Annotated in this window: 21 protein-coding genes and 1 pseudogene; 4 read left to right on the top strand and 18 right to left on the bottom strand. The window is 69.7% G+C overall.

The annotated features are described in order from the left end of the window. Positions 1 to 47 precede the first annotated feature (47 nt). From IEY89_RS05220 to IEY89_RS40430, 9 genes and pseudogenes are all read right to left on the bottom strand, one after another. Positions 48 to 878 (bottom strand): ABC transporter ATP-binding protein, encoded by an 831-nt coding sequence (locus IEY89_RS05220; protein WP_189146048.1) that lies wholly within the window; start codon positions 876 to 878, stop codon positions 48 to 50. A 17-nt stretch (positions 879 to 895) separates the two neighbouring features. Beyond that, positions 896 to 1,366 carry an ABC transporter permease gene (locus IEY89_RS41875; protein WP_373287194.1) on the bottom strand — a complete coding sequence of 157 codons (471 nt, stop codon included), beginning with the start codon at positions 1,364 to 1,366 and terminating at the stop codon, positions 896 to 898. Beyond that, a complete protein-coding gene (locus IEY89_RS41870) occupies positions 1,327 to 1,542 on the bottom strand; it encodes a hypothetical protein (RefSeq protein ID WP_373287193.1) in 216 nt (71 codons plus the stop codon). Before IEY89_RS41870 ends, IEY89_RS41875 begins: the two co-directional genes overlap by 40 nt. Beyond that, entirely contained in the window at positions 1,539 to 2,510 is a 972-nt protein-coding gene (locus tag IEY89_RS05210; protein WP_189146047.1) for an ABC transporter substrate-binding protein, read from the bottom strand. Before IEY89_RS05210 ends, IEY89_RS41870 begins: the two co-directional genes overlap by 4 nt. Before the next feature lie 211 nt (positions 2,511 to 2,721). Beyond that, on the bottom strand, positions 2,722 to 3,657 hold the full coding sequence (locus IEY89_RS05205; protein ID WP_189146046.1) for a PDR/VanB family oxidoreductase: 936 nt from the start codon (positions 3,655 to 3,657) through the stop codon (positions 2,722 to 2,724). Beyond that, positions 3,654 to 3,863 (bottom strand): hypothetical protein, encoded by a 210-nt coding sequence (locus IEY89_RS05200; RefSeq protein ID WP_189146045.1) that lies wholly within the window; start codon positions 3,861 to 3,863, stop codon positions 3,654 to 3,656. Before IEY89_RS05200 ends, IEY89_RS05205 begins: the two co-directional genes overlap by 4 nt. Continuing rightward, positions 3,860 to 4,924, bottom strand: coding sequence for an aromatic ring-hydroxylating dioxygenase subunit alpha (locus IEY89_RS05195; protein WP_189146044.1), 1,065 nt, complete (start codon positions 4,922 to 4,924; stop codon positions 3,860 to 3,862). The genes IEY89_RS05200 and IEY89_RS05195 overlap by 4 nt, the downstream gene beginning before the upstream one ends. A 715-nt stretch (positions 4,925 to 5,639) precedes the next feature. Then, positions 5,640 to 5,951: pseudogene (locus tag IEY89_RS05190) on the bottom strand (amino acid transporter); the annotation flags it as partial. Between the two features lie 184 nt (positions 5,952 to 6,135). After that, positions 6,136 to 6,948, bottom strand: a complete 813-nt coding sequence (locus IEY89_RS40430) for an aminotransferase class I/II-fold pyridoxal phosphate-dependent enzyme (RefSeq protein WP_229695065.1) — start codon at positions 6,946 to 6,948, stop codon at positions 6,136 to 6,138. Between the two features lie 184 nt (positions 6,949 to 7,132). Here IEY89_RS40430 and IEY89_RS40425 point away from each other — a divergent pair, with 184 nt between their 5' ends. The 4 genes from IEY89_RS40425 (at position 7,133) to IEY89_RS05170 (ending at position 9,436) form a co-directional block, all read left to right on the top strand. Then, on the top strand, positions 7,133 to 7,468 hold the full coding sequence (locus IEY89_RS40425) for a hypothetical protein (protein ID WP_229695057.1): 336 nt from the start codon (positions 7,133 to 7,135) through the stop codon (positions 7,466 to 7,468). Beyond that, on the top strand, positions 7,465 to 7,821 hold the full coding sequence (locus IEY89_RS05180; RefSeq protein WP_189146043.1) for a DUF1048 domain-containing protein: 357 nt from the start codon (positions 7,465 to 7,467) through the stop codon (positions 7,819 to 7,821). Before IEY89_RS40425 ends, IEY89_RS05180 begins: the two co-directional genes overlap by 4 nt. A 1-nt stretch (position 7,822) precedes the next feature. Then, complete coding sequence (locus IEY89_RS05175) at positions 7,823 to 8,149, top strand: DUF1048 domain-containing protein (protein WP_189146042.1); 327 nt, start codon at positions 7,823 to 7,825, stop codon at positions 8,147 to 8,149. Between the two features lie 489 nt (positions 8,150 to 8,638). Continuing rightward, on the top strand, positions 8,639 to 9,436 hold the full coding sequence (locus tag IEY89_RS05170; RefSeq protein WP_189146041.1) for an SGNH/GDSL hydrolase family protein: 798 nt from the start codon (positions 8,639 to 8,641) through the stop codon (positions 9,434 to 9,436). Between the two features lie 240 nt (positions 9,437 to 9,676). Here IEY89_RS05170 and IEY89_RS40420 read toward each other — a convergent pair whose 3' ends face one another. From IEY89_RS40420 to IEY89_RS05125, 9 genes are all read right to left on the bottom strand, one after another. Then, the gene (locus IEY89_RS40420) at positions 9,677 to 9,988 is read right to left on the bottom strand and encodes a helix-turn-helix domain-containing protein (RefSeq protein WP_229695056.1); all 312 of its coding nucleotides are present in this window, start codon (positions 9,986 to 9,988) and stop codon (positions 9,677 to 9,679) included. 26 nt (positions 9,989 to 10,014) lie between these two features. After that, positions 10,015 to 11,160, bottom strand: coding sequence for a helix-turn-helix domain-containing protein (locus tag IEY89_RS05160; RefSeq protein ID WP_189146040.1), 1,146 nt, complete (start codon positions 11,158 to 11,160; stop codon positions 10,015 to 10,017). After that, a complete protein-coding gene (locus IEY89_RS05155) occupies positions 11,160 to 12,725 on the bottom strand; it encodes an MFS transporter (RefSeq protein WP_189146039.1) in 1,566 nt (521 codons plus the stop codon). The genes IEY89_RS05160 and IEY89_RS05155 overlap by 1 nt, the downstream gene beginning before the upstream one ends. 134 nt (positions 12,726 to 12,859) lie before the next feature. Continuing rightward, positions 12,860 to 13,720 (bottom strand): SDR family oxidoreductase, encoded by an 861-nt coding sequence (locus IEY89_RS05150; RefSeq protein WP_189146038.1) that lies wholly within the window; start codon positions 13,718 to 13,720, stop codon positions 12,860 to 12,862. 68 nt (positions 13,721 to 13,788) lie between these two features. Next, the gene (locus IEY89_RS05145) at positions 13,789 to 15,294 is read right to left on the bottom strand and encodes an aldehyde dehydrogenase family protein (protein ID WP_189146037.1); all 1,506 of its coding nucleotides are present in this window, start codon (positions 15,292 to 15,294) and stop codon (positions 13,789 to 13,791) included. Positions 15,295 to 15,476: 182 nt separating this feature from the next. Continuing rightward, complete coding sequence (locus IEY89_RS05140; RefSeq protein ID WP_189146036.1) at positions 15,477 to 16,664, bottom strand: NAD(P)/FAD-dependent oxidoreductase; 1,188 nt, start codon at positions 16,662 to 16,664, stop codon at positions 15,477 to 15,479. Beyond that, complete coding sequence (locus IEY89_RS05135) at positions 16,661 to 16,855, bottom strand: ferredoxin (protein WP_189146035.1); 195 nt, start codon at positions 16,853 to 16,855, stop codon at positions 16,661 to 16,663. Before IEY89_RS05135 ends, IEY89_RS05140 begins: the two co-directional genes overlap by 4 nt. A gap of 59 nt (positions 16,856 to 16,914) precedes the next feature. Continuing rightward, positions 16,915 to 18,147, bottom strand: a complete 1,233-nt coding sequence (locus IEY89_RS05130; protein ID WP_189146034.1) for a cytochrome P450 — start codon at positions 18,145 to 18,147, stop codon at positions 16,915 to 16,917. Between the two features lie 217 nt (positions 18,148 to 18,364). Then, complete coding sequence (locus tag IEY89_RS05125) at positions 18,365 to 19,090, bottom strand: response regulator transcription factor (protein ID WP_189146033.1); 726 nt, start codon at positions 19,088 to 19,090, stop codon at positions 18,365 to 18,367. Positions 19,091 to 19,189: the final 99 nt, after the last annotated feature.

Genomic DNA, 19,189 nt, shown 5'->3' with positions numbered 1-19,189 from the left:
GCGTTCAGGTCGCCGACGGCACCGGGGCCACCGCCCTTTTCACCGGCTCAGATCCTGTCCTGAGGCACGCCCTCGATCCTGTCCACCGGACCCGGTGCCGGTGTTCCGCGCTTGGCCGCCTGGATCTGCTCGTACACGCGGGTTCGCAGTTCGGCGAAGCGCGGGGCGACCCGGGTGTGCAACTGGTCGCGCCCGTCCGGCAGATCGATCGTGAGTTCCTCCCTGACGACGGTCGGGGACCCGGACAGAACGATCACCCGCTCACCGAGATAGACCGCTTCGTCGATGTCGTGGGTGACGAACAGGATCGTCATCCCGCGCTCCCGCCACAGCCCCCGTACGAGATCCTCCAGGTCGGCGCGCGTCTGGGCGTCGACCGCGGCGAACGGCTCGTCCATCAGCAGGACGTCGGGCTCGTAGGCGAGCGCGCGGGCGATCGCGACCCGCTGCTGCATCCCGCCGGACAGCTGCCAGGGGTAGGCCCCGGCGGCGTCCGCGAGGCCGACCGAGTGCAGCGCGTCCACGACCAGCTCGCGGCGCCTGGCCTTGGTCAAGGTCTTCTGCCTGAGCGGGAGTTCGACGTTGTCGCCGACGCGCATCCAGGGGAGCAGGCTGCGGCCGTACTCCTGGAAGACGAACGCCATCCCGGGCGGCGGCCCGTTCACCACCCGCCCCGCGAGCGTCACCCGGCCCGCCGTGGGGGCCAGCAGACCGCTCATGCACTTCAGCAGCGTCGTCTTGCCGCACCCCGACGGCCCGACCAGACAGACGAGTTCACCCGCCTCGACGGTGAAGGTGAGGTCCCGCACCGCCTCGACCCGGCGGCCCGCACCCTCGTAGACCTTGTTGAGGCCGGATACATCGAGAAGCGCGCCCATGGATCGCCCTTTCACGTTCACGAGGTGTACTGCGACCGCCGGGCCGAGGCGCGCAGGCCGTGGTTCCGGCCGAGCACGTGCCGCTCGACGAGCTGGAGGACGGCGACGGACAGCGCCTGGCGCAGGGCCGCGAATATCTGCGGGCCAGCCGAGGGCAGCACCACGTTCCGCAGCCGGGCGGCGCTCGTGATCCCGTACGAACGTGCCGTCTCGTCCGCGACCGGGTCCACGTCCTGGACGCCGTGGAGGACCTGGACGAGCACCTGCCGGAAGGAGGCGTAGACGACGAGGAGGAGGAGCACCGAGCGGAGCTCGCTGGCGTACAGGAGGACGCCGAGCGGGATCAGCGCGACCGACGGGGTCGGGCGCGGGAACTCGATCGTCGACGCCGTCGCCTCGCGCGGATACGGCGCGAGCGGGACGGTCACCCCGACGACGATGCCGGCCCTCACCGCGACCGCCGGCCCCAGCGCCCAGCCGGGAAGCACGTCGCCGAGGGGCGTCCGGACGTGTCGTCGGACAGTCCGTCGCCGAGGGCGCCGGTGATCCGGGTGACGGGCGGGAAGTACGCCTCCCCGACGAGACCGAGCCGCGGTACCGCCTCGCCCGGGGCAAGGAGGACCGCGAGCCCGGTCGCGCCGAGCCAGGCGTTCGTCGCCCTCACGGCAGCAGCTTGTCCAGGTCGGGGGACTGCTTGAAGAGACCGTCCGTCTCACCCAGCTTCTCCAGCGCCTCGATCGAGGCACGGTTCGCCTCGGCCGGCCACTTCGGCAGGGTCACCTTCGCCAGCACGTCCGCCGGGATCTTGGTGTACGTCGTGACGGCCTGGCGGGCCTCGTCAGGGTGGGCGTCGGCGTAGGCGAGGGACTCGGCGGTGGCCGCCTGGAACTTCCTCACCACCTCCGGGTTCTGCTGGGCGTACCGGGTCGAGGTGAAGTACATCGCGACGGTGCAGTTCGGCGCGACGTCCACCAGCGGCCAGGCGATCTCACGGCCTCCCTGGCTCTTGACGGTCGCGAGGGCCGGTTCGACGACCTGGGCCGCGTCGATCCGCCCGCCGTCGAGAGCGGCGGGCATCTGGTCGAAGGCGAGCTCGACGAAGGTCACCTTGTCCGGGTCGCCGCCCGCCTTGCGCACCGACTCGCGCACCGAGGTCTCGTTGATGTTCTTCAGGGTGTTGACGGCGACCTTCTTGCCCTCCAGGTCCTTCGCCGACCTGATCGGGCTGTCCTTCTGCACCGTGAGGGCGCTGAAGTCCTTGCCCTGCACACCGGTCGACGCGATGCCGTTGGCGACGGCCTTGACGGGCACGTTGTTCGACTGGGCGATCATCAGTGACGTCACGTTGCTGAAGCCGAACTGGAACTGCCCGCTGACGACACCGGGCACGATCGCCGCGCCGCCCTGCGCGAGGGACAGGGACAGCTTGAGCCCACGCTCGCTGAAGAAGCCCTTCCGCTGGCCGAGATAGAGGGGTGCGACATCGACGATGGGGATGATGCCGACCTTGAGAGTGGTGGTGCCGCCGGACGGCGTGGTGCCGTCCGGAGAACCGGAACCGTCCGACGAACCACAGGCCGTCGCGGTGACCAGGAGCGTGACGGCCGTGAGACCGGTGAACAGACGACGCAAGACTCCTCCTGTGGGACCGATCGAGGTGCTCCGACAGGTTGTGCCAGGGTGTGCCAGGTGGTGGAGAGTTGTGCGCGGCCAGCACGAACGTGCTGGATCGTTCTCGGTCGTTCTCAGCGGGAACGTAAAGCCCCGGGGGAAGCAGGGTCAATGCCCTTGCCGTGCAAGCTCGCCGCCCCGGTGCGGCACCGGGGCGGCGAGGAGGTGGACTCTAGAGATCGAGGACGAGCCGCGGACCACGGCACCGGGACACACAGATGAGCATCGTCTCGCCCGCCTCCCGCTCCTCGTCCGAGAGCACCGAGTCCCGGTGGTCCGGGGTGCCTTCGAGCACGTCCGTCTCACAGGTGCCACAGGTGCCCTCGGTGCACGAGAAGAGCACCTCGACCCCGGCGCCGCGCACGGCGTCCAGCACGGACACCTCCACCGGCACGGTCAGCGTACGACCGCTGCGCTGCAGCACGACCTCGAACTCACTGTCCTCACCGCCCTGTTGGACCTTGGGCGCGAACCGCTCGACGTGCAGCGCACCGGCCGGGCAGACCGACTCCACCGCGTCGAGGAGGGCCCCGGGGCCACAGCAGTAGACAAGGGTGCCTTCCGGCAACTGCCCGATCTCCGAGTCGAGGTCCAGGAGCCCGGTCTCGTCCTGTGGAGCGAACGTGACCCTGTCCCCGTACCGCCCCAACTCCTCGGTGAACGCCATGGAGTTGCGGGTGCGCCCGCCGTACAGCAGCGTCCACTCGGCGCCCGCGGCCTCGGCGGCGGCGAGCATCGGCAGAATCGGCGTGATGCCGATCCCGCCCGCGACGAATCGGTAGCGGGGTGCCGGCTTGAGGGCGAAGTGGTTCCGGGGCCCGCGTACCCGCACCTTGTCACCGAGCCCCAACTGCCCGTGCACGTACGCCGATCCACCGCGCCCGTCCGGCTCGCGCAGCACCGCGATGCGCCACGCCGACCGGTCGGCGGGGTCGCCGCACAGCGAGTACTGTCGCTCCAGCTCCGGTCCGAGCACGACATCGACATGCGCGCCCGGCTCCCAGTCCGGCAGCTCCTCGCCCAGAGGGTGCCGCAGGGTGAGCGCCAGCACGCCGTCGGCGGCCGACTCCCTTCGCTCGACGACGAGTTCGGCTTCGTATGCGCTCATGAGCTGCTTCCTCGCGCCTGGTCCGTCCGGTCTGCCCGCGGTTCGTGTCCCTGCGGGTGGGCGAGCATCCAGTCCCACATCTCGATGGGGTCCTGCGAGCTGTGTTCACGGCCGCAGTGACAGGTGCCGTGCAGGACGTCCGTGCCCGGCAGCCAGGCGATGCGGTAGATCTCGCGCGGTAGGTCGGAAAGGGGTCGGCCGCTCACAGGACCTTCTCCACGGGCTTGTCGCCCTCCTCGACCAGCCGGGCGAGGATACGGCGGGCGGCGAGACCGCCGGTGTCGATGTTGATGCTCAGCTCCTGGTACCCGGACCGTTCCGAACCCAGCGTCCGCTGAAGGAGGTTGAGCGCGTCGACGTCCTGCATGACCACGGTGTGGTTGTTGCCCCGCAGGAACTCGGTGACCTCGTCGTCGTCCGTCGCCCAGTCGCGCGAGACCATCCAGAAGTCGTACACCTTGCCGTCGGCCGACGGCGTGATGGCGTACGTGATCTCGGTGTGGAAGCCGTTCGGGTCGCTGCCGTCGGCCTCGGGCAGGACACCCACCGGCGCGATCCGGCTGTGCAGCAGATACAGGCACGGCGCGTGGTACTCGATGTCCTGCCAGCGCGTGATCCGTCCCTCGATGCCGGTCGACCTGGCGTAGAACGGCGGGCACTCGGCGTCGTCCATGTGCCGGCTCACCCGTACGATGCCGGCGCTCTCGTCGACCTCGGTGTTGATCGGCGTCTCGGCGACCTCGGGGGTGCCGATGTAGCCGCCGTGCAGATAGGTCTCGTGGGAGAGGTCGAGGAGGTTGTCGACGAGCAGACCGTAGTCGGCGTCGATCGGCTCCATGCCCTTCACGGTGACCCAGCCGGGGGAGTCGAGGTGCCGGGCCCGCGGAATCGTGTCGGCGTCGGCGAGGGCCGGGTCGCCGATCCACACCCAGATCAGGGCGTCCTGCTCGACCACCGGGTAGGAGGCGACACGGGCGGTGCGCGGGATGCGTTTCTGCCCGGGAACGTACACGCACGTGCCCGTGGTGTCGTAGGTGAAGCCGTGGTAGCCGCACACGATCCGGTCGCCGTCCAGCCCGCTCTCGGAGAGCGGGTAACGCCGGTGCACACAGCGGTCGTGCAGGGCGACGGGCGTTCCCTCGCCCTCGGTACGGTAGAAGACGAGCGGCTCACCGAGGATCGTGCGGCCGAGCAACTCCCGCCCCACCTCGTGACTGTAGGCGGCGACGTACCACTGGTTCCTGGCGAAGGCGGTCATGTGCGGCATGGCTGCGGCTCCCGTCGTTGGGTGATGGCGACATCGTCCGGAAAGGCGTCACGGGGCGCAATGCTGCTTCCGCCTCACGGAAGGGTCGATGTAAAATTCCTGGTCAGAGGGTTGATGCGGATGCGCCTCGGTGTTCGAGCCGAGTGGGACGTGCAGCCGTGCTTTCTGTTCTTGGCCCACGACTCGTGTCGCTGCAGCTTCGATGAATTGCGACGAGTGGCCGATTTGGATTCTTCGTGGCGACTTCTCGGCTGCGTACGGCTGGTACAGCGGCAGAATTCGTATAGCTGCAGATCAAGGTTGGTCGTTGCCGTGAGGGGAGGGGGCGGGGGCGAATCCGGGTCGAATTCGCCATCCACTCGCCCGGCGCGGTGGGTTGTTGCAGGTCAACAGGATGATCAGACGCCATGGCGCCTTGTCGCGCGAGCGGATGCCGAGCCCGAGTGCTGAGGGGTGGTCACCGGCTTTCTTGGCCTGCTGGTGGTACAGCGGCAACTGTTCACACTTCCGGCCAGGCAGTGGCACCGGCGGCCAACACTGCCCGCATGCTGCTACCGCAGGGCGACGTCCGCTGGCCGTGGCCGCAGGCGGTGGGCAAACGCTCTGACGGGACGGTCCCACTTGGCAGAGGTTGGAAACGCCGTCCATACCGGTCCAGTGGGAGCAGACGGGTCCACGAAATGCCAGGTCAGAGCGTAGACGACCGGTGGCGTCGATCGCCGTGCGGGCTCTCCTCGGCCACCCGGCGGTAGACCGGCAGGGCGCCGGCCAGGGTGACGATGACGAGCACGATGGTCGCGATGGGGGAGAGCAGGCCGACGGCGAGGGCGGCGATGCCGGGCTGGTAGCCGAGGGTGGAGTAGTAGTCGACGCCGGTCAGGCACATCACCCGGTACCAGGGCTGGCCCTTGTGCGGGGGCTCCGGCTGGGCGTGCGGGCCGGTGTGGCCGCCGGCCTTGCCCATGTCGGACAGGCCCTGAAGCATCCACGTTCGCAGACGTCGATGTGGGTGTTCGCTTGTGACCATCGGCGTGCTCCCGGTGTGTGGCTCGGCGTGCGGTTCCGGCCATCACCCGGACGGCGGCACCAGCGTAAGCAGAGAGTGACGCCCGGGCCCACGGGAGCGTGCTCCATGTGCGTCAAGATGCCGTTAGGAGCGACCGGGCGTGAGTCGACGGCGCATCGGGTCAGGAGGCCAGGACACCGAACACTCAGGTACCGGGCACAAGGCGCCCGGTACCCGCCGGCCGGGCTGAGCCTCTTCGAGAGGGTCGCGCCCGGCCACGGGGTGTGAGCGAGGGCTCAGCGGGTGGGCGCGGCGGCCAGCCGGGCCTCCCGTATGCAGGTGTCGAGGATGGCGATCGCGGTGTCGACGTCGGCGTCGCTGTGGTCCACCATGGCCTGCAGGCGGAAGCGGGCCGCGTCCGAGGCGACAGAGCCGGCTGCTCGACGAGATGGGCGATGAGTCCGGCGCGGGCGATGAGGCCGGAGGCGGTGCGGCCGGTGGGGGTGTCGCCTATGAGGACCAGGACGACCGGGCAGACCACGTCGCCCATGACCTCCAGCCCGTGTGCGGTGAGGCCCTCGCGCAGCCGGGTGGCGACCGCCGCGACGGACGCCCGCCGACGCGCCCCCTCCGGCGAGGTGACGATGCCGAGGGCCGCGAGAGCGACCGCGGTCTGCACGGGGGTGATCGCGCTGGAGAAGGTCTGCGGCCCGCCGAACATCCGCACGAACTCCCGCGCGGACGCGGACGGCGTCGCCAGGAAGCCGCCGGCCGTGGCGAACGTCTTGGAGAAAGGGCCGACGACGAAGTCCACCTGGCGGAGGACGCCGTGCGCCTCCAGCTGGCCGCCGCCGTGTTCGCCCATGGCGCCGAAGTCGTGGGCCACGTCGACCATCAGCTGGGCGCCGAACTCGCGGCAGAAGCCGAGGAGTTCGGCCAGTTGCGGGGTGTCGGAGCCCATGGAGAAGACACCCTCGGTGACGACGAGGACGGCGTTCTTGGTGTCGGTGGCGCGGATGCCCTTCAGGTGGCGTCGTACGGCGTCGTTGTCGAGGTGGCGGAAGAACTGTGGCTCCGCTGGCGGCGGCGCCCTGGCGCAGCGAGTCGTGGGAGAGGCTGTCGAGCAGGATGTGGTCGCGGCGGTGCATCAGCGAGAGGATGGTGCCGAAGCCCGAGGCCCAGCCGGTCGGAAACAGTGCCACGTGGTCGGTGTGCAGGGCCTCGGCGAGTCCGGCTTCCAGGGCCTTGCTGACCGGGTTGGCACCGCCGAGGGCGGGGGAACCCGCGGTGAGCGGGCCGTAGTCGCGCAGGGCCTGGTGTGCCGCGTCGAGGACGGCGGGGTGGCCGGTGAGGGACAGGTAGTCCTGGCCGCCGAAGTCGGGGCCGTGGGTGATCACGCCGGTGTCGGACACGGCGGTGGCCCGGGTGGTGAGGGCGGTGTCGTACCGGCGGAAGTAGGGCCACAGGTCGGCCTGTTCACGGTCCCGCTGCCAGGCCAGTCATCACGCATCGACAGGCTCAAGGAGGGCGGGAGATGAACTTCTGGGAGACGATCACAGGCAGCGATCTCACCAGGGAATGCAAGGCGTTCGAAGCCCGGGCCGAGGCCCTGCCGGACGACTACCGGGCGGCGTGGGAACAGATCAAGGGCCACCTCTTTCCCCATGGGGGCTTCACCGGCCGCAACCTGATGCCGATCCTCGACGCCGCCCTGGGGCTGCTCGAAGAAACAGCGGCGGACGGGCAGAGCGCCCACGAGGTGCTCGGCGACGACATCCGAGGCTTCTGCACGGCGCTGGCCGGTGGAGAAGGGGCTCGAACCTATCGCGACCGGTGGCGCGAGCAGTTGAACAGGAACGGCGCAAGGAAACTGAGCCGGCTGGGAGGCTGACGTGGGCATCCAGGACATCATCGAGGGCAAGAAGCAGTGGCGGGCACACACGGCTCGGGTCAAGGCACTCCCGCCGGACTACCAGATCGTCCACAAGGAGATGCAGAGGTACCTGTTCAAGGTCGGACCGGTCGACCTGCCTGACGGGCCCCTGCTCACCGGGATCGTCGACTTCTTCGAGGAGGGCGTCGCCGCGGGCAAGGGGGTCTTGGAACTCATCGGCAACGACGTCGCCGGGTTCTGTGATGACCTGGTCAAGGACTGTCCCACCTATGCGGACGTCTACCAGGAATCCATCAGCGGGGAACCCGGAACAGTCGAGAAGTGAGACCCGCCGCCCCATGCCGGCGGGACCTGGCTCAGCCACGCCAACGCCGGCAACGCCTCCGGAGAGCAGGTCTCGGGCGGTGGGTGTCCGAGCTAGGAATACGGAGCCGTCACCGCCTGCCTGCCCGCGCTCTCCCGGTTGAAGAGATGGGCCAGGTTCTGGACGGCCTCAACTACCTGTACCGGGACATGCGCAAGTGCCCGGACCCCCCTCGGATTCCGCCGCACCCGCCTCCGCCGGCTCGCCGGCGCTCAGACCTGGGCCGGACTCGGGATCTTCGCCTGCAACTCCACCGGATGACCGTCATCGCCCGGTGAACGACGACGGCACCCGCAGCCCGACAACCGGACCACTCCACAGCAACAGCCCTGCCACCGGGCCAACCCCTTTTCCAGGGGCAAGTAGCTAGGTCAATGGGCCAGGCCCGCATGAACCAAACCTTCGCCGAATCCGTCTATCGGGTAGCACTCAAGACGATCGAAGGAACTCATGCGAAGAATTCTCGCGGCCGTCACTGCGGCGGCTGCCCTCGCAACACTGGCCATGACCTCGCCCGCGCAGGCCGCCGTGTCTTCCGGAGAGTACGTCGCTCTCGGCGACTCGTACGCCTCGGGAGTCGGCGCCGAACCCTACCTGCAAGCCAGCGGCGACTGCCGGCAGAGCCCGAACAGCTACCCGCGGCAATGGGCGAAGGTATGGCCGAAATTCGTCCTGGACGACCAGACCTGTAGCGGCGCCACCGTCCAGGACGTACGCACCAAGCAACTCGGCGGCCTCGACAATGGCACCAAACTGGTCACGATCACCGTCGGCGGCAACGACGTAGGCTTCGCGAAAAGCGCCACGACATGTCTCACCGGCACCGACGACGAGTGCCTCCGGGCAGCCTTCTTCAGCGTCCTCGCCATCCGGGAAGACCTGCCAAGCAGGTTGCGGGATCTCTTCGCCGACGTCCGGCGGCGCGCACCGAATGCCCACGTCGCCTTCCTGGGATACCCCCGGCTCGTCGACCCCGGCACCGGCAGTTGCGGCGTGATCACACCCGGAGCCAAGAAGCGCGAATACATGAACTACGCCGCGGACCAGGCGGCCGAGATCATGAAGCAGGCTACCGAGAAGGCCGGCTACGAGTTCATCGACGTCCGTCTCGCCTTCGCTGAGCACGGCGCCTGCTCCGCCAGTCCGTTCATCAACAACGTCGACCCGAACAGGTACACCGAGATCTTCCACCCGACCAAGGAGGGCTACACCGCGTACGCCTGGTGGCTCGGCCTCAGCATGATGTGAGACCGCCGGACCAGCTGATGCGGTCCGCCGAGGGCGGCGGACCGCATCGACGGATCCCCGCGGCCAAGCTTCCCAGTCCGCGAGCGCACTGCCGCCGAGAAGGCGTAAATCCGGTTGCACGCCACCCGGCGGCGGCGACAAACAGGTGTTCCCAGACCGCAGCCGGCACCCGGGCACGGGTCTTGGACACCGCGGACCCGCTCGGGGTGCCCTCCACCCGGACCCGCGGGATCGGTTCGGTCACCCGGCGATCACCACGGCGACGCTCTCGCGCCGGAACAGACACAACCCGAGCACGATCATCGCGGTGACCGCGCCAGTCAGTACCCGCCGCCGACCATCGACGTGTCCGGCCTGAGGGGGCGGCCTGCGCGCTTGTGGGTCGTTGCGCATGCGGCGGGTCTGCCACGACGTGCGCATCTCGGTCCCAGCCTCGTGAAGCCGGTTGAGAACCGTGCCGTACGAGAGGCCGCTGGCAGCCGCGAGTTCGTCGACTGTCGCACCGGACTCGTACTGTGTGCGCAGGGCTTCCGGGGTTGGCGAATCGATCACGGTAGGCGTGCTCGCGGGACGTGGGTTCATGCTGCGGACTCCCATTCGCTGAGGGCTTCGGCATGGGCTGCGGCCAGCTCGTCGTAACTGCGCTGGTCGGCAGGGGTGATGAGAATCAGGCGGCCGTCGGTGGCGACACGCCAGTCGGGAGCGGCGTGGCCGGCGACCGGATCGAGGACACGGCCGCTGGAGGTGTGCCATGCGGGCGGGATCTCGTCGGGGCGTGGCGCGGGGACGAGGACCTGACGGCCGTCGCGGACGATCACCACGGCCTGGCGGCGGTGCTCCGCACGCCGGTCCAACGCCTGCTGGTATGCGGCGCGTTGGGCGGCGTGGAGAGCCTTGCGCCGGGCGGCGAGACTCGTGGTGCCGTATTCCTCAGCCACCGTGTCCCAGCCCTGCGTCGGCGCAGCGGCCCGGCCGGCATCAGTTGCGGGGTGGCTGTTGCCGATGCCCTCCAGCGCCTGGGGCGCGAGGGCCCAGGTCTCCCCGATCTGGGCTACGAGACCGTGCTCGGCGAGGCGCCGAAGGGTCCGGTAGGCGGTCGCGCGGGCGACCGAGGAGGTGCCGATGAGCTCGCTGATGGTCTGGTGGGGGCGCTGGTGCAGAGCGCTGATGATCATGAGGGCGGCGCTGTCGAGGCCGTGGTGGGCGAAGGCGTCGTGGCCCATCAGCCGGCCGAGGAGGGTGGAGTCGATGTCGGCTGTCGTGGCCGTCTCAGGGGTGGGCCACTCCTCAAGTGCCAGGTCGGGGGGGAACTGAGTGGTCCAGAAACGAGACGACGGAGCAGGGGCACCGTGACTGGGGGCGCTGCTCTCGTTGAGGTACCAGGTCGAGCCCTCGCGGCCGTGGCCGACGCGCAGTCGACGTAGCCAGCCCTGCGGCTTGAGAACCTTCTCGTAGACGGCCCGCAACGTCGTACGGGAGATGCCGGCCTCTTCCGCGGTCTGACGCTCACTGGCGTGGTGCAGGAGGCCGCCCGCGGTTTCGGCGAAGTTCAGATGCGCCCGCAGCACCCGTAGCGCGGTCCGTCCCCGCTCCCCGCGCCAAGGCGTCGTCTCGATGCGATCGCGCAGCGCGGCGAGAACCTCGAACGCGTCGTAGCGGGAGCCCAGCGCCCTCGTGCTGTTCCGTGATCCTCCCGGTACGGCGGCGACGGGGCACCTCGGCATCACGCGCTCGAACGCGTGCCCTGTTCGGGATCGGGCGCCGCGGCCACTGCTTCATCGGTCTTCTCGGGCAGATCGAGGCTGCTGCGCAGGTTGACCGGTTCGAGGAGGACGGCGGCGATGACGGCGAGAAGGGCCGCGGCGGCCGCGAGGAGGAAGACGTGTGCCGTCGCGTCACCGTACGCGACGCGGATGATCTCCCGCACTGCGGGAGATGTCGAGTCCGCGCCGGACGGCCCGGCGGAGGCAAGACCGCTCGCGGTCCCCTCCTCGACCTGGCGGGCCAGGACGGCGCCGAGGACGGAGACGCCGATCGTGCCGCCGAGGGAGCGGAAGAACGTCACCGTGGAGCTCGCCGCCCCGATGTCCTTCAGCGGCACGGTGTTCTGCACGGCGAGCACGAAGTTCTGCAGGGTCATGCCCACGCCCATCCCGACACACAGCATCGACACGGCCAGGAAGACCATGGGGGTCTTGTTGTCGATGACGCCGAGGCCCGCGCAGCCGACGGTGAGCAGTGCGGCACCGGTGACGAGGAACGGCTTGATCTTCCCGCTGCGGCTGATCAGCCGGCCGGCGACGATGGAGGCGATCAGGATGCCGGCCATCATCGGAATGGTCAGCAGGCCGGCTTCGGTGGGGGTGCGGCCGCGGCTGAGCTGGAAGTACTGGCTGAGGAAGACCGAGGCGCCGAACATGGCCGTGCCGACGGCCAGGCTGCCGAGGATGGCCAGGGCGGTGGTGCGCTGCCGCACGATGGCGAGCGGGACGATCGGTTCGGTGGCGTGCTTCTCCACCCACAGGGCGGCGGTGAGCAGGGCCAGCCCGCCGGACAGCATGGCGCCGGTCTGCCACGAGGCCCAGGCGAAGGAGTTGTCGACGAAGGACACCCAGATGAGCAGAACACTGACCCCGGAGGCGATGAGGGTGGCCCCCAGATAGTCGATCCGCACGTTCTCGCGGCGCAGGAGAGGAAGGTTCAGCGTCCGCTGGAGCAGGAAGGACGCGACGGCGGCCAGCGGAATGGCGATGAAGAAGCTCCACCGCCAGCCCAGCCACGAGGTGTCGACGATGACACCGCCGAGGAGCGGCCCACCGATGGTCGATGTCGAGGTGGTGCCGCTGAGGTAAGCGCTGTAACGGCCGCGCTCGCGAGGCGGGATGATGGCGGCGATGGCGATTTGGACGAGCGCCTGCGCGCCTCCCACGCCGACGCCCTGGAGGGCCCGCGCGGCGATCAGCTGCCCGCCCGTCTGGCTGATCCCGGACGCTACGGTGCCGAGCACGAAGATGACGATGGAGACGTGGAGAAGGGTCTTCTTGCTGAAGAGGTCGGCGAGTTTGCCCCAGATCGGGGTCGTCGCCGTCGTGGTGAGGAGGCTCGCGGTGACGACCCACGTGTACTGGGTCTGTGTCCCGTGCACGTCTTCGATGATCTTCGGTAGCGCGCTGGAGACCACCGTACTGCTGAGGGTCGAGACGAAGAGTGCGAGGAGCAGGCCGCTGAGCGCCTTCAGTACCTGCCGTCGGGACGTGGGGGACGCCTCCGTGAGAGTCGACTCGTTCACTGTGCTCCTCGACGGGTTCAGGTCACCGGTTTGCTGTGCGTCACGCTCACCTGACGTGAGGGGAGAGGGGTGCGCGCGGGCCAGGACGGGCGTCGGCCTTCGCGCACCCCCGCGGCAGGCAGGCGTACGGGGAGTCAGGAGCGTGCGGCCTGCGCGTTCCCGATGAGCGGGCGGTCCAGCGCGTCGGCAGTGCGGCCGAGGAGTTGCAGGTTGCGGGCGCCGAAGTCGACCGTGAGCGGGTGCCCGGAGATGTACCGAGCCGCATAAGAGTTGAGGAACACGACGGGGTCCGCCATCTCCTCCGGCGCGGCCAGGCGTTGGTTGAGGCCGGCACGCGACTCGAGCGATGCGCGTCCGCCGGCCATTACGGCGAAGTCCGACGTCAGACCGGTCTCGGTGCTCGTCGGGAGCACGGCGTTCACCCGGATGCCGCGGCTCCCGAGTGCGGTGGCGCTGTGCGCCATGAACAGGTTGAGCACCCGCTTCGAGAGTGGATAAGCGGCCGGCCCGGGCCGGCCGTTGAGACCGAGTCCTTCGATCGCATGGACGATGGCATCCCACCCGGCGACGTGGATCAGCCCTTCGAGTTCCTCCTGGTAGTGCTCCCAGTTGATACCGCCGGTGGAGGTCACATAGACGACGGCGCCGCCGTCGCCCATCCGCGCCTCCAGGTACGTGTCCGAGATGTACTTGTAGGCGCCGAAGTTGATCAGCAGTGTGGTGTTGTAGTCATGATGGAGACCTGAGACTCCGGCCACGCCGAAGAACGCGTCGATGTGGTCGGGGAGCTTCGCGAAAGCACGGTCGATGTCGTCGCGCAGCGCCAGGTCCGCCTGGATCGCTGAGGCGAGCCCCGGCAAGTCGGTCGGCGCGTGGTCGATGGCGTGGACCGCCGCGCCCAGTTCGACGAGGCGCCTCGCCGTCGCCCTGCCGATCCCGGAGGCGGTGCCGGTCACGACCGCCGTCTTGCCGGTGTACTGAAGGTAGTCGTCCATGTGTCCGATTCCTCTCGCCCGCGCCCTATGGCGGGGCGCGGGTCTGCCGTGGCTGGGGGAGTGGTGCGTCAGGAGAGCGGGAGCGAGAGCGCGGACCCGATGGTCTTGGTCTCGGTGTAGATCTCGAAGCCCTCGCGGCCACCCTCGCGGCCGATGCCGCTGGCCTTGTAACCGCCGAAGGGGGCGTCCCCGCCGGAGAACGAGCCACCGTTGATCATGAAACTGCCGGCTCGGACGGCGCGGGCGATGCGCAGAGCGCGCTCCGTCGAGGCCGAGGCGACGTATCCGGCGAGGCCGTACCGGCTGGCGTTGGCCAGCCGGATCGCCTCTTCGTCGGTGTCGAACGGGGTCACGGTGAGCACCGGTCCGAAGATCTCCTCCTGCGCGATGGTGGAGTCGTTGTCGACGTCGACGAAGAGTGTCGGCTCCACCCAGAAGCCCGCGCGGTCGGGGACGCCGCCGCCGACCGCGAGCCTCGCGCCCTCCTCCCGGCCGATGTGGATGTAGTCGGCGACGCGGTCGCGCTGCCGGGCCGAGATGATCGGGCCGGCCAGCGTGCCCCGGTCCTGAGGCTCACCCCAGGGCACCTGTGGGAACGCCTGCGTAAGGCCGGCGACGACCTGGTCGTAGACCTTGCGGTGCACGAGCAGCCGGGTCGGCAGCGCGCACCCCTGGCCCGAGTGGGCGAGTGCGCCGAGCGCCTGCGGGATGGCCTGCGTGAGGTCCGCGTCGTCGAGGATGATCGACGCGCTTTTGCCGCCGAGCTCCAGCATCGTGCGCTTGAAGGTGGGCGCGGCGAGTTCGAGGATGCGCTGCCCCGTGGCCGTGGAGCCGGTGAACGACACCATGTCGACGCGCGGGTCGGTCAGGAGGAGTTCGGCCGTGTCGAGGTTCCTGGTCGGCACCACGTTGACCACGCCGGCCGGGATGTCGGTGCGCTCGACGATGAGCCGACCGATGCGAGTGGCGTTCCACGGTGTCTCGGGGGCGGGCTTCGCGACGACCGTGTTGCCGGTGGCGAGAGCGCCGGCGAGCTTGACGAGCAGCAACCCGAAGGGGAAGTTCCAGGGCGTGATGGCGGCGACGACGCCGATGGGCTCCTTGACCACCCACCGCTCACTGGGCTCGTTGGTGAACCGGTTGACGGCGTCGTCGAGTCGGCGCACCCACTCGAACCGGTCGATGTGGTCGATGTGCCATCGGAACTTCCGCAGAGGCTCCTCCAGCTGAGCACCGTGGGTGAGCATGCGCGGAGCTCCGACCTCCGCGATGAGTTCCTCGCGCAGCTCGTCCTTCTCCTCGACCAGCGCGTCGAGGAGCTGGGTCAGGGCGCGCTTGCGGAACTGCCGGTCGACGGCCCAGTCCGTCTCCTCGAACGCGCGCCGGGCCGCGGCGATCGCGTCGAGCATGTCTTCCCGGCCGGCGTCGGCGACCTTGCCCAGAACGGCGCCGTCCGCCGGGTTGAGGACCTCGAACGTGGCGCTGCCCGCGGCGCTGCGGAGCTCTCCGTCGATCAGCAGGCGCTCCTCGTGCGGAGACGCTGTCGACGGCGGACCTGATGGAGTAGGGGACATCGTCTATCTCCTCATGCGGGGGGCCGAAGTTGTCGAGGTGCGGCACGGGCGGCTCGGGAGGCTGGGAATGGCCGGACGCCGTTGTGCGGTGCGCGGGCGAGGGATCGGCGTCGCGCCCGGCGTATGTGTGCCTGATCAGGCACGAAGCGTCCCCAGGCCGCCGCGTTCTCATGGGTCGCAGGTCAGGACTCCACTGCGGGGACGGTGGTGCGCACGCTGTCGTGCCACGCCGCTCCGGTCGCGATCGCCTGACGCCACTGGCGGATCGCCTTGGGCGGCATGCCGACGGCGAGGGCGCCGGTGACGCGGTCGCCGGCGCGGTACGCGGCGACGAACCGGCTGTCCGCCAAGTCCCCTTCCACCACGGCGACTTCGTCATGACCGCGGAGGTAACCGTATGCCTGGATCTTCATGTCGTACTGGTCGGACCAGAAGTAGGGCACCGGCGCGAACGGCTTGCGCGCCTGCGGGGCGGCGAACAGGTTGCGGGCGGCGGCCATGCCCTGTTCGGCGGCGGTGGTGCGGTGCTCGATGCGCATCGAGGTGCCGAACAGCGGGTTGTACCAGCGGACGACGTCACCGGCCGCGTACACGTTCGGGGCGGCCTCGCAGTACTCGTCGCACACCACGCCGTCCCCGACGGTCAGGCCGCTGCCCGCGAGCCACTCGGTGTTGGGCAGGGAGCCGACGGCGACCAGCACCTCGTCGGCCTCGATCTGCGCGCCGTCCGCGAGCCGCACGCCGTCCTCGGTCACCTCGGTGACGGTGACCCCGCAGCGCAGTTTCACGCCCCGCTCCAGATGGGCGTTCGTCAGGACCCTGCCGACCTCCATGCCGACGGCGTGGGTCAGTGGCACCGGGGCGGGTTCGAGGAGCGTGACCTCGCAGCCGAGCCGCCAGGCGACGGCGGCGGCCTCCGCGCCGAGGAATCCGGCGCCCACCACGACCAGCCGTCGGCCCGGGGTGAGCCGCTCCCGCAGGGTCAGCGCGTCGTCGACGGTGCGCAGGACGTGCGCGCCCTCGCCGGGCAGTCGGCGCGGCCGGACCCCGGTGGCGATGACCAGCCCGTCGTACGGGAGGGCGGATCCGTCGGCCAGCTCGACGGTCCGGTCGGCCGGTTCGAGGGCGGTGGCCGCCACGCCGAGCCGCAGGTCGAGGCCGAGCGCGGCCAGCGCGTCGGGGGTGCGCAGCGCCAGCCGTTCGGGCTCCCACTCCGCGGCCAGGATCTGCTTCGACAGGGGCGGGCGGTCGTACGGGGCGAGCGGTTCGTCGCCGACGAGGGTGAGCGTGCCGTCGTAGCCCTCCCGGCGGAGGGTCTCGGCCGCCGAGAGTCCGGCGGCCGAGGCACCGACGACGACGATCCGCCTCACTGCTCGACCAGCCGGATGGCGGCGGCCGGGCAGACCGCGACGGCCTCCTTGACGTCGTCGAGCCGGTCGTCGCCGACCTGCTCCTCCAGGAGGATCGCGATGCCGTCGTCGTCCTGGTCGAAGACGTCCATCGCGGCGAGCACGCACTGCCCGGAGGCGACGCACTTGTCGGCTTCCAGTTCCACCTTCATGGGATTCCCCTTACTCGCTTCGCTCGTGGTTCCTGGTTCGTTCGCGGGACGGGGAGCTGTCACCAGGAGACGGGCAGTGCGTGCACGCCGTAGATGAACGCGTCGTTCTTGAACCGGACGTCCTCCAGCGCACAGGCCGGCTTCAGCGTGGGAATGCGTTTGTAGAGGGTGCCGTACACGACTTGGAGTTCCATCCGGGCCAGCGGCTGGCCCAGGCACTGGTGGACGCCGAAGCCGAAGGCGACGTGGCGGCGGGCGTCGCGGGTGAGGTCGAGGCGGTCGGGGTCGGGGAACACCCCGGGGTCGCGGTTGGCGATCTCGTTGGCCATGATGACGCCCTCGCCGGCCCTGACGACCTGGCCGGCGACCTCGATGTCCGCGGTCACCGCGCGGCGCCGCCCGAGGTGGGTGATGTGCAGGTAGCGCAGCATTTCCTCGACCGCGCCCGCGACGAACTTCGGGTCGTCGCTCTCGCGCAGCAGGGCGAGCTGGCCGGGGTTCTGGAAGAGGGCGAGGGTGCCGAGGGCGATCATGTTCGCGGTGGTCTCGTGGCCCGCGATCAGCAGGAGCAGGGCCATCTCCGTGGCCTGTTGGTGGTCGATCTCCCCGGCCGTGACGCGCCCCGCGATGCTGGAGAGCAGGTCGTCCCTCGGCTCGGCGAGCCGCCTGGCGATCTGACCGGCCAGGTATCCGGCCGTCTCCCGGGTCGCCACACCGCGCTGCTCGGGGGTCGCGGTCGTGCGGACCATCGTCTTGGTGTTCTCCTGGAACATCGCGTGGTCGTCGTAGGGCACGCCGAGCAGTTCGCAGATCACCAGGGAGGGGATCGGCAGGGCGAACTCCTCCACGAGGTCCAGCGGGCCCGGCCGGCTCAGCATCCCGTCGATCAGGTCGTCGACGATCCTCTGCACGGCTGGCCGCAGGGCCTCCACCTTCTTCACGGCGAACGGGGCCGTCACCATCCGGCGCAGCCGGGCGTGTTCGGGGTCGTCCATCATGATGAAGCTGAGCTTGCCCTCGCCGCCCTCGGGACTGGCCTTGGTCGGGTAGCCGGGGCTGTCGGTGTCGGCGCTGACTCGGGGGTCGCCGAGGATGGCGCGCTGGTCGGCGTACCGGGTCACGAGCCACGGTTCACTGCCGTCCCACAGCCGCACCTTCGCCAGCGGCGTCTTCGCCTGGAGGTCCTTCAGGGCGGGCGGCGGGTCGAAGGGACAGCGGGCCTCCCGGGGCATCGGGAACTCGGGGGGCGAGTCCGGTGCCTCGGGAACGGGTCCTGCCAGGGTGTCGGCCATGGTTCTCCTCGGTGGTGGGGGCACCGCTCGACGAGTGGGAGCGCCGGGGTGAAGTGGTCGAGGCCTCGATGAGCACATGCAAACAGAGCGGGCTGACGGCTTCTGATCAGTTTCCTGACAGAAAGCTGACGTGACCCAGATCACAGCTGCGCTAAGGTGTCTAAATGCCTTGCTGTATAGAGGAGTTGTATGCGCAGGCGCCGTTCGGTGTGGCAGGTCAGTGCTCGGCGTCGGCGTGCCCGAGCCAGTAGCCGAACCCTCGGCGTGTGTGAATCAGGCCGGGCGCGTCACGGTCGATCTTGCGCCGCAGCCGGGAGACGAGTTGCTCGATGGAGTTGTCGCCGCGGTGGTCGCCCCAGACGTGCTGTCCGATCTGCTCCTTGGAGAGCACCCGGTGCGCGTTGACCAGCAGATGGCGCAGCAGCCGGTACTCGGCCGGCGTCAGGTCCAGGGTGCGGGTGCCGCGGCGTGCCTTGCACAGGGTGTCGTCCAGGACCAGGTCGCGGTAGCTGAGCGCGCCGTCCCGCGGATGTTCGGGGTGCGCGTCCCGTAGCAGGACCTGTACCCGGGCCAGCACCTCGGCCACCCGGAAGGGCTTGGTGACGTAGTCCCGCTCGCCCGGGCCCAGTTCGGGCACGAGGTCGCCCAGCGAGTCGTACTCCGTCAGGACGAGCACCGGGGGGCGGTGGGCCACGACGGGCCGTTCCCGGGCCAGGCTCGCCATGTCCGGCAGCGCCGTGTCGACGACCATCAGGTCGAACCGCTGCTCCGCGAGCCGCTCCAGAGCCTCACCCCCGGTCCCGGACAGGGCGGTGCGGTATCCCGCCAACTCCAGCGTGGTGGAGAGGAGTTCGGCGACACCCGGCTCATGGACGACGAGCAGGAGGTGTTGACCGGCTCCCCGGGCGTGTGCCGGTTTCGCTCGGGCGCTACTGCCGTGCATGCGCTCCACCCTACCGTTCCGCTTGCCTAACTCAACTAATTTTCGCGAGGGTTCGGGTTCGGGTTCGGGATGCGGGTGTCGGCGTGACCGGTGGCAGCC

Source organism: Streptomyces lacrimifluminis (genome assembly GCF_014646095.1).
In the GTDB taxonomy this organism is placed as follows: Bacteria; Actinomycetota; Actinomycetes; order Streptomycetales; family Streptomycetaceae; genus Streptomyces; species Streptomyces lacrimifluminis.
The sequence above is the reverse complement of the archived record's forward strand: the minus strand, read 5'-3'. Positions and strand labels throughout refer to the sequence as shown.

Bases quoted from the DNA above. Each gene is read 5' to 3' on its own strand.
- IEY89_RS05170 (WP_189146041.1), top strand. From the start codon at position 8,639: ATGCGAAGAATTCTCGCGGCCGTCACTGCGGCGGCTGCCCTCGCAACA.
- IEY89_RS05130 (WP_189146034.1), bottom strand. From the start codon at position 18,147: ATGGCCGACACCCTGGCAGGACCCGTTCCCGAGGCACCGGACTCGCCC.
- IEY89_RS05125 (WP_189146033.1), bottom strand. From the start codon at position 19,090: ATGCACGGCAGTAGCGCCCGAGCGAAACCGGCACACGCCCGGGGAGCC.
- IEY89_RS05160 (WP_189146040.1), bottom strand. From the start codon at position 11,160: ATGCCGAGGTGCCCCGTCGCCGCCGTACCGGGAGGATCACGGAACAGC.
- IEY89_RS05195 (WP_189146044.1), bottom strand. From the start codon at position 4,924: ATGCCGCACATGACCGCCTTCGCCAGGAACCAGTGGTACGTCGCCGCC.
- IEY89_RS05220 (WP_189146048.1), bottom strand. From the start codon at position 878: ATGGGCGCGCTTCTCGATGTATCCGGCCTCAACAAGGTCTACGAGGGT.
- IEY89_RS05150 (WP_189146038.1), bottom strand. From the start codon at position 13,720: ATGGACGACTACCTTCAGTACACCGGCAAGACGGCGGTCGTGACCGGC.
- IEY89_RS05135 (WP_189146035.1), bottom strand. From the start codon at position 16,855: ATGAAGGTGGAACTGGAAGCCGACAAGTGCGTCGCCTCCGGGCAGTGC.
- IEY89_RS05205 (WP_189146046.1), bottom strand. From the start codon at position 3,657: ATGAGCGCATACGAAGCCGAACTCGTCGTCGAGCGAAGGGAGTCGGCC.
- IEY89_RS05145 (WP_189146037.1), bottom strand. From the start codon at position 15,294: ATGTCCCCTACTCCATCAGGTCCGCCGTCGACAGCGTCTCCGCACGAG.
- IEY89_RS05180 (WP_189146043.1), top strand. From the start codon at position 7,465: ATGAACTTCTGGGAGACGATCACAGGCAGCGATCTCACCAGGGAATGC.